15 protein-coding genes are annotated in these 15,669 nt (G+C 35.9%); 10 read left to right on the forward strand and 5 right to left on the reverse strand.

The genetic code is table 11. From position 1 onward, the window contains the following. Complete coding sequence (locus OQH61_RS04895) at positions 1 to 2,145, reverse strand: ribonuclease J (protein ID WP_266026187.1); 2,145 nt, start codon at positions 2,143 to 2,145, stop codon at positions 1 to 3. After that, positions 2,093 to 2,950 carry a 16S rRNA (adenine(1518)-N(6)/adenine(1519)-N(6))-dimethyltransferase RsmA gene (gene rsmA, locus OQH61_RS04900; RefSeq protein WP_266026188.1) on the reverse strand — a complete coding sequence of 286 codons (858 nt, stop codon included), beginning with the start codon at positions 2,948 to 2,950 and terminating at the stop codon, positions 2,093 to 2,095. The genes OQH61_RS04895 and rsmA overlap by 53 nt, the downstream gene beginning before the upstream one ends. Before the next feature lie 178 nt (positions 2,951 to 3,128). On the opposite strand from rsmA, the gene hisF reads away from it, so the two are divergent. The 10 genes from hisF (at position 3,129) to OQH61_RS04950 (ending at position 13,840) form a co-directional block, all read left to right on the forward strand. After that, the gene (gene hisF, locus OQH61_RS04905) at positions 3,129 to 3,884 is read left to right on the forward strand and encodes an imidazole glycerol phosphate synthase subunit HisF (RefSeq protein ID WP_266026189.1); all 756 of its coding nucleotides are present in this window, start codon (positions 3,129 to 3,131) and stop codon (positions 3,882 to 3,884) included. A 91-nt stretch (positions 3,885 to 3,975) separates the two neighbouring features. Continuing rightward, positions 3,976 to 4,590, forward strand: coding sequence for a purine-nucleoside phosphorylase (locus tag OQH61_RS04910; protein ID WP_266026190.1), 615 nt, complete (start codon positions 3,976 to 3,978; stop codon positions 4,588 to 4,590). Positions 4,591 to 4,604: 14 nt separating this feature from the next. Further along, a complete protein-coding gene (rlmN, locus tag OQH61_RS04915) occupies positions 4,605 to 5,744 on the forward strand; it encodes a 23S rRNA (adenine(2503)-C(2))-methyltransferase RlmN (RefSeq protein ID WP_266026191.1) in 1,140 nt (379 codons plus the stop codon). A gap of 84 nt (positions 5,745 to 5,828) precedes the next feature. Continuing rightward, positions 5,829 to 6,977, forward strand: a complete 1,149-nt coding sequence (locus tag OQH61_RS04920) for an epoxyqueuosine reductase QueH (protein WP_266026192.1) — start codon at positions 5,829 to 5,831, stop codon at positions 6,975 to 6,977. A gap of 43 nt (positions 6,978 to 7,020) precedes the next feature. Further along, positions 7,021 to 7,530 (forward strand): 3-hydroxyacyl-ACP dehydratase FabZ, encoded by a 510-nt coding sequence (gene fabZ, locus OQH61_RS04925; RefSeq protein ID WP_266026193.1) that lies wholly within the window; start codon positions 7,021 to 7,023, stop codon positions 7,528 to 7,530. A 3-nt stretch (positions 7,531 to 7,533) separates the two neighbouring features. After that, positions 7,534 to 8,322, forward strand: coding sequence for an acyl-ACP--UDP-N-acetylglucosamine O-acyltransferase (lpxA, locus tag OQH61_RS04930; RefSeq protein ID WP_266026194.1), 789 nt, complete (start codon positions 7,534 to 7,536; stop codon positions 8,320 to 8,322). 1 nt (position 8,323) lies between these two features. After that, positions 8,324 to 9,598, forward strand: coding sequence for an ATP-dependent protease ATP-binding subunit ClpX (gene clpX / locus OQH61_RS04935; RefSeq protein ID WP_416232492.1), 1,275 nt, complete (start codon positions 8,324 to 8,326; stop codon positions 9,596 to 9,598). Positions 9,599 to 9,679: 81 nt separating this feature from the next. Further along, positions 9,680 to 10,714: a rod shape-determining protein gene (locus tag OQH61_RS04940; protein ID WP_323054033.1), complete on the forward strand. Its 1,035-nt coding sequence runs from the start codon at positions 9,680 to 9,682 to the stop codon at positions 10,712 to 10,714. An 8-nt stretch (positions 10,715 to 10,722) separates the two neighbouring features. Next, entirely contained in the window at positions 10,723 to 11,613 is an 891-nt protein-coding gene (mreC, locus tag OQH61_RS04945; RefSeq protein ID WP_266026196.1) for a rod shape-determining protein MreC, read from the forward strand. Next, on the forward strand, positions 11,564 to 13,840 hold the full coding sequence (locus tag OQH61_RS04950) for a hypothetical protein (protein WP_266026197.1): 2,277 nt from the start codon (positions 11,564 to 11,566) through the stop codon (positions 13,838 to 13,840). The genes mreC and OQH61_RS04950 overlap by 50 nt, the downstream gene beginning before the upstream one ends. Before the next feature lie 232 nt (positions 13,841 to 14,072). On the opposite strand, the gene OQH61_RS04955 is transcribed toward OQH61_RS04950, so the two are convergent. From OQH61_RS04955 to OQH61_RS04965, 3 genes are read right to left on the reverse strand one after another with little or no spacing between them, the layout of a single operon-like run. Further along, positions 14,073 to 14,522 (reverse strand): hypothetical protein, encoded by a 450-nt coding sequence (locus OQH61_RS04955; protein ID WP_266026198.1) that lies wholly within the window; start codon positions 14,520 to 14,522, stop codon positions 14,073 to 14,075. Positions 14,523 to 14,545: 23 nt separating this feature from the next. Beyond that, positions 14,546 to 15,127, reverse strand: coding sequence for a hypothetical protein (locus tag OQH61_RS04960; protein ID WP_266026199.1), 582 nt, complete (start codon positions 15,125 to 15,127; stop codon positions 14,546 to 14,548). 1 nt (position 15,128) lies between these two features. Then, positions 15,129 to 15,617 carry a hypothetical protein gene (locus OQH61_RS04965; protein WP_266026200.1) on the reverse strand — a complete coding sequence of 163 codons (489 nt, stop codon included), beginning with the start codon at positions 15,615 to 15,617 and terminating at the stop codon, positions 15,129 to 15,131. Positions 15,618 to 15,669: the final 52 nt, after the last annotated feature.

Here is a 15,669-nt window from a genome sequence, read left to right on the forward strand (position 1 = left end):
CTATAATACATAAATCATTGGCACAATCGTAGGATATTTTTTGACTTTTTTGAAAATATGCCTTTTAAATACATTATGCACTTCATTTTCAAGATTCTTTGCATTAAAGCCCTCGGCTTTGAAATTTTTTACAAGGAACTCAAGTGTTTCATTCATTTCTTTCTCAAAGCCTTTGTCTTCTTTGTCCGCTACAAGCCCATAACTTGATATTTTAGTTTCTAATATTTTACGCTCTTTGCTTATGCGTGCAGAAATAATTACGATACCATCGTGTGCTAAGGCTTGGCGGTCGAGCACGACATCATTTTCAATTTGCCGATTGATTTGGTTATCAATGAAAGTTTTGCCATTTTTAACACTTCTTACTTTTTTGAGATAATTAGGATTCACTTCAATTTGGTCGCCATCTTCCATAAGATAAATATTTTTTTCTAATACCCCACAAGCGATGGCTGTTTGCTTATGCTTGGCGATATGATTATATTCGCCATGCACGGGAAGAAAGAATTTTGGTTTGATAAGGCGCAACATCAGCTTTTGCTCTTCTTGTGCAGCGTGTCCGCTTACGTGAATCTCACTAAAATCTTGGTATGCTATGTTTGCTCCTGCCTTCATTAGATAATTAAGCACGGCAGATACAGAGCCTTCATTGCCCGGAATAGCTTTAGCAGAGATGATAATCATATCACTTGGTTTGATTTTGATATGTCTATGTTCATCTGTCGCCATACGATAAAGCGCACTCATAGTTTCACCTTGAGAACCAGTAGTAACGATAAGCACCTCTTCGTCAGGATACTTTTCTACTTCGTGTGCTTCAATGAAAATATTTTGTGGCAAGTCAATATAGCCAAGTTCGCGTGCAATTTCAAGGTTTTTTTCCATAGAGCGTCCGATAACAGCGACTTTTCGGTTGTATTTTAGTCCATAATGGATTGCTTGATACACGCGATGAATATTTGATGAGAAAGTGCTCATAATCACGCGTCCTTGCGCTTGTTTAAAGAGTGCTTCAAAAGTTGGTCCCACACTTGCTTCACTTGGTGTTGTGCCACTACGATGAGAATTGGTTGAATCACTGAGCAAGAGCATTACTCCTTCTTCTCCATAATGTGCAAGGCGGTGCAAATCTGTGGGAAGATTATCAATAGGTGTATGGTCAATTTTAAAATCTCCTGTGTGAATAATGACTCCTGCATCTGTACGAATAGCAAGTGCAGAGGCATCAATTACAGAATGTGTGATATTAATCCATTCTACTTCAAATGCTCCAATTTTAATGGGCTTGCGTTTTTCAACAATTTTAAAGAATGAGCGGTATTTTTTTAATCCGTGTTCATCAAATTTGCTTCCTATCATACCAAGTGGTAGAGGTGTCCCATAAATAGGGAATTGTAAAAGTTTGAATAAATAGGGCACTGCACCGATATGGTCTTCGTGCGCGTGGGTAATAACAATACCTGCAATTTTATCCTTAATTGCAAAGAGATAGCTAAAATCTGGCACAAGAATATCTACGCCGTGCATATCTTCATTGGGAAAACTCATACCCACATCAATGACAATTGCAGAATCTGATGTTTCAATGATGGTAATATTGCCTCCAATTTCACCTAGCCCACCAAGTGGCGTAATGCGTACACTTGCTTTTGTGTTGAGGTTAAGTTTATTGTGGGGATTAAGGCTCTGCCTTTGGATTCGTGTGTTTGCTTCCACACCTCGTTTAAGGTCTTTGTGTAATCCAAGATTATCTTTTTCATTTACATCTTTTACTTCTCGGATACCATTTTTGCTCTCATCGGAATTAGGTTTGTTTTGATGAGTGGCTTGTGGATTCTTTCCTTGCCATCGGCGTTTTTCAAAGGGCTTTTGATTATCATAATGGGTTTTTGATGTGTGTTCATTATGATTTTTTTCTGCTGCGTGTGGTTTTGGCTTATAGCGATTTTCTCTGCGCGTGTCTTTTTGATGAGTTTTAGAAGCGTGAGAGAAATGTTCATTTGCATTTTGAGAATCGTGAGTAGATATATCAGCAAGCATATCATTGGCTTGCTCTTCAGGCGTCTTTTTTTTAAATCTGTCCGTAAATGATTTAAATTTGCTGACTTGGTCGTTTTGTTGTTCTTGTGAGCGTTTGTTTTCCATTGTCATTCCTTTTTTTTAAAAATTGTAAAATGTGGTGAAAACTTTCTGTCTTTACTTCGTGAGCTCGTGCATTGTATTTGATATTTGCTTTTACAAAAACTTCTTCAAGGAGTTGTTTTTCAAAAACTTGCGAGAGATTTTTGAAAAGCGTTTTGCGTGGAGCATAAAAGGCAATTTTTAAAAAATATTCTAAATCACAGAGGAAAGAGTCCTCAATTTGGTTTGGTTGGGAGTGTTTATGTATCACAAAAACAGATGAGGTTACTTTAGGCATAGGAGAAAAAGCTTCTTTTGGCACATCAAAAAGCATTTTTGCTTCACCGAAACTTTCAACTAAAACGCTCAAAGCACAAAATTCTTTTTGTCCAGTGGTAGCGCAAAATTTTTGTGCAACTTCCTTTTGTGTCATCACAATAAAGGCACGACAGAATCTATCACGCAAAAGTCGCAATATAATATGTGTCGCAATATAGTAAGGAAGATTAGAGACAACCTTATATTCGTGAGTGTGTAACCAAGCTTGTTGTGAAGGGAGATTTAAAATATCTTCATATATGATATTTAATCGCCCACTCTGGATTTGGTTAGAAAATTTTTTGTTAAGTAAAGAACATAAGTCTAAATCGACTTCATAGGCTATCAAGGATTCTATTTTTAATAGCTCTTGTGTCAAATCACCCAAGCCAACCCCGATTTCTACACATTGAATAGGAAGTGCGGGAATGGATTGGATAATTTTATGCAAAAAGTGGGAATCTTGCAAGAAGTTCTGCCCGAAACGTTTTTTGCTCCGATATTCTCCCACTTCTTTACCTTATATTTTGGTTCATATTATAACCAAAATATGCAAATATTTTGTTTTATAAGGAGTATTTAGCTATGATGTATATAAAATCTACAATATTTTACACAATAGATAAGATTCTTAAGAGAAATCTCAAAATACAAGTAAATTATAGAATCAAGAACAAAAAGGAGCAAGAATGAGCCTTGCTAAAAGAATTATTCCGTGCCTTGATATTAATGGTGGGCGTGTGGTAAAGGGGGTAAATTTTGTTGGATTGCAAGATGCGGGCGACCCGGTAGAAATTGCTCGGCGCTATAATGATGAAGGTGCTGATGAGATTGTCCTTCTTGATATTGCCGCAAGCTATGAGCAACGTGGCACAATGATAGAGGTTGTAAAAAATATAGCAAAAGAAGTTTTTATTCCTTTTAGTGTAGGTGGAGGTATAAGCTCATTGGAGGATATGTCTGCGTTATTGAACGCAGGTTGTGATAAAATTAGTATTAATAGTGCAGCAATTAGGAATCCACAGCTTATTGATGAGGGCGCAAAGCGATTTGGCTCACAATGTATCGTGGTGGCGATTGATGCAAAAAAAATATCTCAAGATTCTTGGAATGTTTATAGTAATGGTGGGCGCGTGGATAGCGGTAAGGATATGTTAGAGTGGATAAAGGAAGTGTGTGCAAGAGGTGCAGGAGAAATACTCCTTACGAGTATAGATGCTGATGGCACTAAGAATGGTTATGATAAAGAAATGATAGAATCTATACAATGTGTAAATGTGCCCATTATCGCAAGTGGTGGAGCTGGAAGTATGAAAGATTTTGCTGATGTATTTGAATATGGAGCTGATGCGGCTTTAGCGGCAAGTGTGTTTCATTATGAAGAAATTGAAATAAAAATGTTAAAGGCTTATTTACAAGATAAAGGCGTGTCTGTAAGGATTTAAAAAGATAAATAAAGAAATTGAATGTGAGGTTTTAAAATTTGACACATAAAATACAAAGCATTGAATACAAAATTTGTCGCGAGGAAAAAGAATGATTGTATGTGCTGGATATAATGAGAGTTTTTCTTTTGCAAAATCTATCGGTGTAGGTTTGGTGGAAAGTGCAATGGGTCTTTCTCAAATATGTGCAAGGGAATATGTGGATTGTGTTATTTTTATAGGAAGTGCGGGAGCATATGATAAAAGTATTAATATATTTGATATATATATATCCGATAGTGCTACGCAAGTAGAGCTTTCATTTTTACAGGATAAATCTTATACACCTCTTGATAATCGCATTGAAAGTGGAATGCTGAAAGATTTGGTTTCATATGAAACATTGAAACATAGACTATATTATAAGCAAGCTGTTATTAATAGCTCTAATTACATTACTACCGATGGACATTTAGCAATGCGTTTGGCTCAAGCGGGGATTTTACTTGAAAATATGGAGTTTTTTGCTTTAATGAGGGTGGCACAGCATTTTCAGATTCCTTGTGTGGGTATATTTTGTGTAAGTAATTATTGTCATAGTGGCGCACACGATGAATTTATGAATAATCATCAACAGGTGAAACAAAAACTCATTGAGCAACTCCCTTTGATTCAAGATATTTCTTATGTGCTTGGCAAAGATACGATACGGAATCTAAAAAATTAGGATAAGAGATTGATATGAGTGCAGATTTTCCACTTCGACCACAAAGCCTTTATGGCTACAAACTTAATGAGTTAAAATCCATTCTTTCTCCCTCATTTCGTGCAAAACAAATTTATCATTGGCTCTATCATCGCTATGAAAATGATGTGATGCGTATGGATAATATTTCAAAGACTATGCAAAATTATATACGCGAACATTTTATCCTCTCACAAATTTATCCTCTACGCATAGAGCACAGCATTGATGGAAGTAAAAAATATCTTTTTAAAACCTATGATGGGCATAGTTTTGAATCTGTGTTAATTCAAATGCGCGATAAAAAATTTGGAGAGCAAGGCGAAGTAATAGAGAGTGAAAAATGGACAATGTGTCTTTCAAGTCAAATTGGGTGTAAGGTAGGTTGTGCATTTTGTTTCACTACAAAAGGTGGATTTGTGCGAAATCTTCACGCAAGTGAAATAGTTGAGCAAGTTGTCATTATGAAAAAAGACAATCAAATAGCGCCTCATAAAAGAGTGAATATCGTTTATATGGGAATGGGTGAGCCGCTTGATAATATTGAAAATGTAACGCGTGCGATTGAGATTCTCTCCGAATCTGAAGGATTGAGTATCTCGGCTCGGCGACAAACAATTTCTACAAGTGGCATAGCACCTAAAATTAAGCAATTAGGAAAGCTTAATTTGGGTGTGCAGCTTGCTATTTCGCTCCACGCAGTAGATGATAAGCTACGTTCTCAACTTATACCTATGAATAAAGCCTATAATATATCTGATATTCTTACTGAAGTGAGAGCATTCCCCATAGATACGCGCAAAAAAGTAATGTTTGAATATCTTATGATTAAAGGTGTGAATGATGATTTAAAAAGTGCAAAAAAATTACTCTCTTTGCTCAATGGCATCAAAGCTAAAGTTAATTTAATTTTGTTTAATCCACACGAAGGAAGCACATTTGAACGTCCAAGAATGTGTGATGTTCAAGCATTTGCTGATTTTCTTATAAAGAGAGGATTGCTCTGCACTATACGAGAATCTAAGGGTATTGACATTAGTGCAGCGTGTGGGCAGCTACGCGAAAAGGTTAATGCTGAAAATGTTTCCTGTGAAACATTAATACAGAATCCAAGAAAGGAGAAGCATATACGATGAATCTTGATATGATTTTGGTAGTATTTTTGGCAGCAGTTGTCATCATTGGTGTCATTTCATTTTGGTATTTTGCGGATAATAAAAATGAGTGAAAGCATACATATACAAAAAAAGAAAAATATGCTTGTGCATATATGTTGTTCGGTGGATAGTCATTATTTTCTTAGCGAGATTCAAAAAATTTATCCTGATACAACGATGATAGGATATTTTTATAATCCAAATATTCACCCAAAAAGTGAATATGATTTACGACTTCTTGATGTGAGGCGAAGCTGTAAAATGCTAGGAGTAAGGCTTGTAGAAGAAGAATATGAAAGCCAAAAATGGTTTGAAAGTGTTAAAGGGCTTGAAGAAGCTCCTGAAAAAGGAGAGCGATGTGTGAAATGTTTTGATATGCGATTAGAAAAAACAGCACAAATGGCACATACAATGTCAATAGAATCTTTTACCTCAACCTTGCTTTCTAGTCCTCTTAAGGAGCAACAGATTCTTTTTGCACAAGGTGAGCAAATCGCACAGCATTATGGTTTGTATTTTATCAAAGTTGATGTGCGAAGCAATGGAGGCACACAAGCGCAAAGTCAATTGGCAAATAAGGACAGACTTTATAGACAAACATATTGTGGGTGTCAATTTGCCTTGAGTAAGCAAAGAGCATCTCAAGGGCAACTTCCTCTTGAGTTAATGAGTAATATTGGGAAGCAAATTTTACCAGCGAGCAATGAGCAACGCAAAGCAGTTTTTGATTTGCGTGATAAATGTGAAAAAGAGGGGAGAGAGTATGCGCTTTATAAGCAATCAAAAATTATTTGGCGCAATTTACGAAGTGTGTGTATTGATGAGGGCAAGGTAATAAGTTCGTATGTTATTACACATTCGCGTAGTAAAAATATGATAAAGACTTCAAATATTACTTATATCAAGCGTTCTGTATATGATAAGGATTATATATTTCAGTGTATTGAGGTAGGTTATGCAAAACGCGATGAAAGTGTATTTTTGAGCATAGATGATGTGAATATTTTATTGAAAACGCAGTATGCAAATGTGCAAGAAATGGTGTATAATGCACCTTATTATGAAGATGAAATAGCATTGCGCACAGCATTGTGTGGTGCAGATAGTATCAATCCTATCATTATCCTTGATACAAAAATTAAACATAATCTAAAACTTTTTATCAATGCACATTTTCAAGAAAGCAGTATTTTTGCTATCACTCCATATTAAAATTTTTTGGTAGAATATCACATTTGTTATAAGGAGTAAGAGAATGGACACAAATAAGATACAAGGAGATATGCCTATAATGAATGTAGAGAAAATTCGTCAAATTTTACCACATCGTTATCCAATGTTGCTTGTTGATAGAGTTATGGAACTTGTGCAAAATACAAATGATACACAGCCAAATGGATATATCAAAGCATATAAAAATGTAACAATTAACGAGGAGGTATTTTTGGGGCATTTTCCAAACAAGCCTATTTATCCGGGTGTAATGCAGATTGAGGGAATGGCGCAAGCTGGTGGTCTTTTAGCATTTGTAAGTATGTTTGGTGATGATGTTGCAGAGGCAAAAAATAAAATTGTATATTTTATGACGATAGATAATGTTAAATTTCGTGTTCCAGTAGTTCCGGGTGATAGACTTGTATATGAACTTAAAGTTTTAAAACATAAGGGAAATATATGGCAACTTGGGGCAAATGCTTTTGTTGAAGATAAGCTTGTAAGTGAAGCTGAACTCAAAGCTATGATTACTGAAGCTAAAGAATCTTAAGGAATGTATATGATAGGAAAAACAAGTATTGTAAAAGAAGGTGCAAAAATAGGAAAAAATGTCCAAATTGGCGAATTTTGCATTATTGATGAGCATACTATCATTGGCGATGAATGTATTATAGGTAATTATGTCCATATAAGTGGTTACACAACTCTAGGTAAGCGCAACAAGGTTTTTAATAATGCTGCTGTTGGTGTGCCACCGCAAGATTTAAAATATGCAGGAGAGAAGACAGAGCTTATCATTGGAGATGATAATTTGATTCGCGAATTTACTACCCTTAATCCCGGCACAGCAGGAGGAAGAGGGAAAACAATAATAGGCGATAGAAATTTGTTTATGGCTTATGTCCATATAGCACACGATTGTATCGTAGGCAGTGATTGCATTCTTGCAAATAATGCCACACTTGGTGGGCACGTGGAGCTTGGTGATTATGTCAATATTGGTGGCTTAACGCCTGTGCATCAATTTGTTAAAATAGGGAATGGTTGTATGATAGCAGGTGGCTCTGTTTTAACGCAAGATATACCTCCTTATTGCCTTGTAGAAGGTAATAGAGCATATATTAGAGGCTTAAATAAACACAGAATGCGCAAACTTTTTTCTCGTGAAGAAATTGATGAAATAAATCGTGTGTATAAGATTCTCTTTTCGCACACTGCACCTATTCGTGAGCTTGCTCAAGCTCAACTTGATAAGAATCCAAATGAGACGATTGCCTCTATTTGTGAGTTTATTCTTTCAAGCACGCGTGGTATCCCCTTTAAAGGAGTGCAAAGTGAATGAAATAAATAAAAAAAGATGTAGTTTTTGCAACAAAGAAGAGAGTCTGGATAATCCTGTTATTCATTCAGGTGTTACGCCAGATGTTTATATTTGTAATTGTTGTTTGATTGTTGGAAGCGAACTTTTGACGAGGTATTTGAATAAAAATCCACAGCAATCCGAAGAAGAAATGGACATCAAAACGCCATCGCCCAAAGAACTCAAGGCAAGACTTGACGAATATGTGATAGGACAAGATGAGGCAAAGCGCGTATTTTCAGTTGCGGTATATAATCACTATAAGCGTATTAAAGCAAATAATATCTCCGAAGAAGAGATGTTAAATCCGATTTTGCAAGATGATGTAGAGCTTTCTAAATCAAATATTTTACTCATTGGTCCAACAGGTAGCGGCAAAACATTAATGGCACAGACTCTAGCGCGTTTTTTAGATATTCCCATTGCCATTTCTGATGCGACAAGCCTCACAGAGGCAGGATATGTGGGCGAAGATGTAGAAAATATCCTTACCCGTCTTCTTCAGGCTGCTGATGGCAATGTCAAAAAAGCAGAGAAGGGTATTGTATTTATTGATGAAATTGATAAAATTTCCCGCCTTTCTGAAAATCGTTCTATTACACGCGATGTGTCGGGTGAGGGTGTCCAACAAGCATTGCTTAAAATTATTGAGGGTAGCGTGGTAAATATTCCCCCAAAAGGTGGAAGAAAGCACCCTAATCAAGAATTTGTGCAGATTAATACAAGTGATATTTTGTTTGTATGTGGCGGTGCGTTTGATGGATTGAGTGATATTATTAAAAGACGTTTGGGTGGAAATGTGCTTGGATTTCACGGAGAAAAAAAAGGCAAAAGTGAAGAAGATACCTTGCTCAAGTATGTAGAGCCTGATGATTTGATTAGCTATGGGTTGATTCCGGAGCTTATTGGTAGGCTTCATATGATTACAACTCTTGCTCCAATTAGCAAAGAAGCGATGGTGGAGATTCTGACAAAACCTAAAAATGCACTCATAAAGCAGTATCAAAAAATTTTTGAGATTGATGGCGCAACATTGCATTTTGAAAAAGATGCGATTGAATCTATTGCCGAACTTGCTATTGCAAGGAAAACAGGTGCGAGAGGTTTAAGGTCTATTATGGAGGGGGCAATGATTGATTTGATGTATGATTTGCCAGAACTTGCAGGCTATGAAATTACTATTTCTAAAGAATGTATTTTACACAAGCAAAACCCTCTTCGTGTGAAAAAAAAGAGAAATATGCAAAAAAGAGCTTAATTTAATATAAAACAAAAGGTTTAGCAAAGGATTAGAATGTATAATGCACAAATTATTTTGTAATATTTTTAAGGAGCTTTTATGTTGATAGATAGACTCGTTGGCGCTTTTTCCAAAGATATTGCGATTGATTTAGGGACGGCAAATACTTTGGTTTTGGTTAAAGGAGAGGGTATCATCATCAATGAGCCTTCCGTAGTGGCAGTGCAGGCTGATAGATTTAGCACAGGTAAGATTCTTGCTGTGGGAAAAGAAGCGAAGGATATGTTAGGAAAAACTCCTGATGGTATTCAAGCGATTCGCCCAATGAAAGATGGTGTGATTGCAGATTTTGATATGACAGAGAGAATGATTCGGTATTTCATTGAGAAAGCCCACAAGCGCAAAGCACTTATTCGCCCTCGTATTATGGTGTGTGTGCCCTATGGTTTGACAGGAGTAGAAAAAAAGGCGGTGAAAGAATCTGCAATGAGTGCAGGTGCTCGTGAAGTGTTTTTAATAGAAGAACCAATGGCAGCAGCTATTGGGGCAGGACTTGAGATTCAAGAATCTAAAGGCAATCTTGTTATTGATATTGGTGGTGGCACAACAGAGATTGGTGTAATCTCTTTGGGAGGTTTGGTTATTAGTAAATCAATTAGAGTTGCCGGTGATAAACTTGATACGGCAATAGTAGATTATGTGAGAAAAAAATTTAACCTTTTAATTGGTGAGCGCACAGGTGAGGAGATTAAGATTCAGATTGGTTCAGCATCTCCGATGGAAAAACCGCTTGTAATGCAAGTCCGTGGGCGCGACCAAGTGAGTGGATTGCTCAATACGATTGAGCTTACAAGTGAAGACGCACGCGAAGCAATGAAAGAGCAGTTGCGAGAAATCAGCAACGCACTTAAAAGCGTGTTGGAATCTATGCCACCTGATTTGGCAGGAGATATTGTTGAAAATGGTATAGTGCTTACAGGTGGTGGTGCGTTAATACAGGGACTTGATAAATATCTCTCTGATATTGTCCGTTTGCCTGTGTATGTAGGCGAAGAGCCGCTACTTTGTGTAGCAAAAGGCACGGGCAAAGCAATGGAAGATTTGGATTTAATGAATCAGCTTGCTTTTGATTAGAGAAAATTATGAGATATAAATTCCTTATTTTTGGGATTATCTTTTTTATTTGTATTTTTGTTTTGATGGAAGTTGATAAATCTATTCAAGCCAAAATACTTTCTGTAAGTGATTATGTTAAGGTATTTTTTTTAGATTCTAAAGAGGATATAGCCAATACTTATAACAAACATATTGACCAAGTTGCAAGGATAGAATCTCTTAGTGCGAAAGTCCAAGATTACGATAGGCTTAAGCTTGAGATCCAAGCTCTTCGAGACGATAGAGACAAACTACACAATCTTATCGGCATAGGTGGTATTACTTATGCTACAAGTGAGATTCACCCAGCACGCATTATTTCGTTCGCAACATTAGGGCAACGCGATAGAGTATGGCTTAATACAGATTTAAGTCGTTATCGTCAAGGTGGAAACTTAGAGGATAGAATATTTGGGATTGTAAAAGATAATGTAGCACTTGGTGTGGCAGTTTATCAGAATGGGCGCATTGAGGGATTCTTAAATGGCAATGAAAATTGCCATTATGATGTATATATTGGTGAGAATAAAGCAATGGGTATTGTATCTGGTTCTCGCAATGGCAAAATACTTGTGGATTATATCTCTGATTGGATTGAGATTCACAAAGGAGACAAGGTTTTTACAAGCGGACTTGATGGCATATTTTTGGAAAATATACCTGTGGGTATAGTTGAAGATGTGCGGGAAAATTATGGGTATTTGAGCGTTGATGTGAAGCCATACGCGAGTGTGAGAGAGTTATCGTATGTATGGATTATTGATAGGGAAATCCCTCAATTAGGCATACAAGATGCCCAAAATGAAATGCTTAAAGAAGTGCCCGAAAATGAAAATGTTGAAGAATCGGCACAAGTCTCTGACAATGAACAATCCTAATTCTGTGCCATTCTCTCCAAATCCCAATACTCAAATCTGCGAACGCAAAGATAGAATCTTGGAGTTTTTACATATTTTTATCAACGCCTTGAATGCCGCTACAAGCAAGATACAAGTTGATTCTTTGCTCAAAGAGCTTTATAGCTTAAAACGTGATGATATGATTTTGCTTCAATCTCACCACGAAAGCCAAATGCTCCTTATGGATATAATCTCACTTGTGAGGGAAAGAATCTATCATTTTCTTTCACAAGGGCATATTTGTGGTGTGGAATATTTGAATATTTTGCTTTTTGTTGATACCTTACAGATGCCTTGTGAAGTTGATACGCGTTTTGAAATCTTTACTCAAATGGCGCAAGAAAGCCTTTTTGCCGATGGAATAAGCGATGTTGAAAATCTTTTGCTTATTGAGCTCTATATACTTTCAAAAGCCTTGGGCACAATGTGCAATTTTGGAGACATAATGCGCGAATACATTTCACTTGTGATTCTTATAGACATTAATCTCCCCTCTTCGCTTGAGCACACAAGTTTTATCGTGGAACATTTTGAGGCGCTTGGTGTGGATATGCCCCTTTTGTTATCTGCACTTCAAATACAGCTTGAGCCGCAAACCTATTTTGCTCACTCTACTCTAAGGCGAAGAAGTATTTTGAATTGGCAGCTGCATTGTTTTTGGAATGTTTCACATTTTTTTAATCATCACTTATGGCTTGAACTCTATCCATCGTGGAAAGGCATATTTTATGCACTTCTTCAAAAAGGTGATATACAAAGCATTGATGAGGCAATGTATATGCAGTTTTTTATTTATCATTTTTGTGGCAATAATTTTCATCACCAAGAACAATGGCGCACATTTTGTGATGAAATTGATAGAGTAGGTGTGCAATATTATGAAGCATTTGCAAAATCTCAAGGTATTTATGGTGTGCGCAAGGAAAGCAATGCTAGTATGTCGCCACAAAGCAACAAAAAATGTATTGCACTCTTGCGCGATAGGCTTGTAGCAAACTCTCCTTATAAGGTTGAATATAGCCTTTTGAGTAATTTGATGAATGATGAGGCATTTTCACAAGAATACGAAATAAAAGTTTATACAATGAATCTCATTGAAAAAAGTGCCGATGATGTGAATATTATCCGCTCTTATGAGGAGATTGGGATAAGCGTTGTTGATGTTGTTTCGCCTTTTAATGCAAAAGGATTCTATAATTCTCATCTCCAAAAAGCTCTCGCGCTCAAAGAGGCATTTCACCGCGATAATATCTCAATACTTATAAGCCCAAATAATGGCTATGGCATAAGCGATTTTCTTCTTGCTTCAAGGAGCGCACCTTTACAAATGTATTATTCTCACGGCAATTTTGTATATGATTTGCCTTGTATTGATGTGAAAATGACGCATATTTGTCAAAACAAGCCACGCATTGTGCGCGAGGGCTATGAATTTTATGGTGTGCCTGTGAAAATGTGCGAGAGATTCTATAATCCGCCTTTAAGCGCAGAATCTAAGCAGCACATAGCTGCTTGTCGCTTAGATTTTCCACAAGATTCTGTGATTATAGGGACTATTGGGCGTTTGGTAAAATTGCAATCGCGTGAATATTGGCACTGCGTGGTTGATATTATGCTCTCTTTTCCTCAAAGTATCTATCTGGCTTGTGGGGCGGGTAATAGCTCACTTATTCGTGAGTGCATTATGGATTGTTTTGCGGACAAGGCGCAGGGCGAGATATTTTTAGAGCGCATATATTTTATCGGCTATGTTGATAGCACTCTTTATGGGCATATCATTGATATATGGCTTGATAGCTTTCCGCTTGAGCAGGGAGAAAGTCGCATTGAATATGTGGCAAAAGGTGGGCTAAGTCTTATGATGAGCAAACAAACTCAGCAAGAGCGCACACAGCATTTAGAGCAATGGATAGCACAATGGGCAACTCTCCCCCATCGTAATGGCTTACTTAAAAGCAAAGAAGAGTGCGAACAAGCCCATAGGATTCTCATAGAATCTCACTTGCCTCTTATTGCTTTTTCGCAGCAAGATTATATCCAAAAGGGAAAGGCTTTGCTTGAGCTATTTGCAAAGGGTAAAACGCAAGAAATACAAGCGCTTAGAGACATAGTAGCTTATGGGAGGGCTGCGGGAGATGAGTTTAGGGAGATAAAAGGAGTGCAAGCATTTAAAGACATAATGAACTCACAATGTGCTGTAAAATAAAAGGGTGCATAATAGCGTTATTTTAATGCCAAAAATATAAAATGGTTGTCCCCCTTGTCTTAAGTATTAAAATTGATTTTAGGGCTATTTTTGTGATTATAATGGCTATAAGTTATTTTTTGTTTTAAAGGTATAAAATAAATAAGCATTTAGAGTCTTTTTCTATTCTTCCAGAGCTTTAACTAATTTATCGCATATGCTTGAATAGAGCATAAAACCAACATAAGGCTTATTATGTCAAGCATTTTTCATCTGTGTTTCCTCTTTGGCTTATTTTATATTCTGCCATTCTCTCATCTCTTATTTCTTTTAAAGTTTTTAATATTTTTTCATTAATAAGAGCATTTTCTGTAAGCTTATCGTGTATAGCTAAAAGCGTCCATAAAAGGATAATTATTACAAAACTGCTAGAGTATAAAACAAATTTAATGATTGCTTCAAGGTATGTGTATCTTGCCGCCTCTTTATAATCACCCATACCATTAAAACATATAATAAAAAAAGCAAAGGCAAGTATTAGCTTTAAAATTGTTTTAATGGTGTTGTTTGTTTTTATTGTGCTTGTTGAGCCATTAAACTTGCCGTTATCATAGTCTTGTGGATTATTTCTCCTATTCCACTCTAAAATCCCTTGTAGGTTGTCTTGTTCTTGATTGTTATCCTTTGGCATTTTCATTTGCATAATATTCTCCTTTTTAATCTAAGTTAAAATTTTAAACATTCCAACTTGTAATTTGATTTGTTTCGTATGTAATTGTATTTCTCTGTGTAATCGTCTGCATATAACTTTTTTTCTACTTTCTGTATTACTTTATCATTATTACTGATAGTTACATTTATGTTTTGTCTTATTGGTATATAACCTGCAATAAATGTATTTATTAGATTTTGTATCTGTTGTTTTTTGTTATCGCTAAAATAGAAATAGTCATAAATTGCTGTCTCAAATGAATCTGGTGCTACTCTTGCAAATCCTGTTATTCCATTTTCTAAAGCTTTATCTAAAACTTTTATGTATATTGGTGTTTTATCGTTAATTTGTTTCTTTGCGTTTTGCCATAATTTGCGATTATTTGTATTTTTTTCTTTATAAGCTTTTTGTATTTGCTCTGCTGCAACGCTACAAGCTTTATCTAGCTCTAAAATATGCATTAAGGCATTTTCAATGTTTCTATATTTCATTTCTCTTTCTTTTTTAAACCATTGAAAGAAATATATTATCCCTATAATGCTTAAGATAATTAGTATAGCATATAATATTTCTTTTAGACTTGCTTGTTGTGGCATATTAATCAAACTCTATCACTTCGCAATGTTCGTTAAATAGCTTATTGTAATGTTCGTATGCTTTTAATAGTCTTGTTTCGTTAATTTTTATTGCTAAGTTTTTGAATCTTTTTTCATTGATTGGGTCTGTGTCTAGTCTCCTTGCATTATCCCAAGCTCCAAAAGTTTGGTTTCCACTTTCCCTTATCTTTACATAAAAGCCTTTATCACTGCATTTTCCTAGCTCTTTGGCTTTTATATTTTTGTTATCATAGTCTAATACTATTGATGTTCCTTTTTCGCACTTATCTATTTCTATTATTAGTTCTACATCTATGTTGGAATCCCCTAAACTAATTGCAAAATGTTTTGTATCATTGAAGTATTCTAAGTCTATATTATTACAATGGATTTTCTTTACTTTTTCTGCACTCTTTGGCTTTTGCTTTGTATTTGCTTCTAGGCTTAGGCTTAGTATTAAGGTTGTGAAAATATATACTAGAGTTCTCATTGGTTTGTCTCTCCTTCTGTATCTTTTTTCATTATTACTTTGCATTCTCCGC

This window comes from Helicobacter sp. MIT 21-1697, from assembly GCF_026241255.1.
In the GTDB taxonomy this organism is placed as follows: Bacteria; Campylobacterota; Campylobacteria; order Campylobacterales; family Helicobacteraceae; genus Helicobacter_C.

Coding starts and splice junctions, on each gene's coding strand:
- hisF (WP_266026189.1), top strand. CDS start 3,129: ATGAGCCTTGCTAAAAGAATTATTCCGTGCCTTGATATTAATGGTGGG.
- rlmN (WP_266026191.1), top strand. CDS start 4,605: ATGAGTGCAGATTTTCCACTTCGACCACAAAGCCTTTATGGCTACAAA.
- mreC (WP_266026196.1), top strand. CDS start 10,723: ATGAGATATAAATTCCTTATTTTTGGGATTATCTTTTTTATTTGTATT.
- OQH61_RS04910 (WP_266026190.1), top strand. CDS start 3,976: ATGATTGTATGTGCTGGATATAATGAGAGTTTTTCTTTTGCAAAATCT.
- OQH61_RS04950 (WP_266026197.1), top strand. CDS start 11,564: ATGAAAATGTTGAAGAATCGGCACAAGTCTCTGACAATGAACAATCCT.
- OQH61_RS04960 (WP_266026199.1), bottom strand. CDS start 15,127: ATGCCACAACAAGCAAGTCTAAAAGAAATATTATATGCTATACTAATT.
- OQH61_RS04965 (WP_266026200.1), bottom strand. CDS start 15,617: ATGAGAACTCTAGTATATATTTTCACAACCTTAATACTAAGCCTAAGC.
- fabZ (WP_266026193.1), top strand. CDS start 7,021: ATGGACACAAATAAGATACAAGGAGATATGCCTATAATGAATGTAGAG.
- OQH61_RS04940 (WP_323054033.1), top strand. CDS start 9,680: ATGTTGATAGATAGACTCGTTGGCGCTTTTTCCAAAGATATTGCGATT.
- OQH61_RS04920 (WP_266026192.1), top strand. CDS start 5,829: ATGAGTGAAAGCATACATATACAAAAAAAGAAAAATATGCTTGTGCAT.
- OQH61_RS04955 (WP_266026198.1), bottom strand. CDS start 14,522: ATGCAAATGAAAATGCCAAAGGATAACAATCAAGAACAAGACAACCTA.
- lpxA (WP_266026194.1), top strand. CDS start 7,534: ATGTATATGATAGGAAAAACAAGTATTGTAAAAGAAGGTGCAAAAATA.
- OQH61_RS04895 (WP_266026187.1), bottom strand. CDS start 2,145: ATGGAAAACAAACGCTCACAAGAACAACAAAACGACCAAGTCAGCAAA.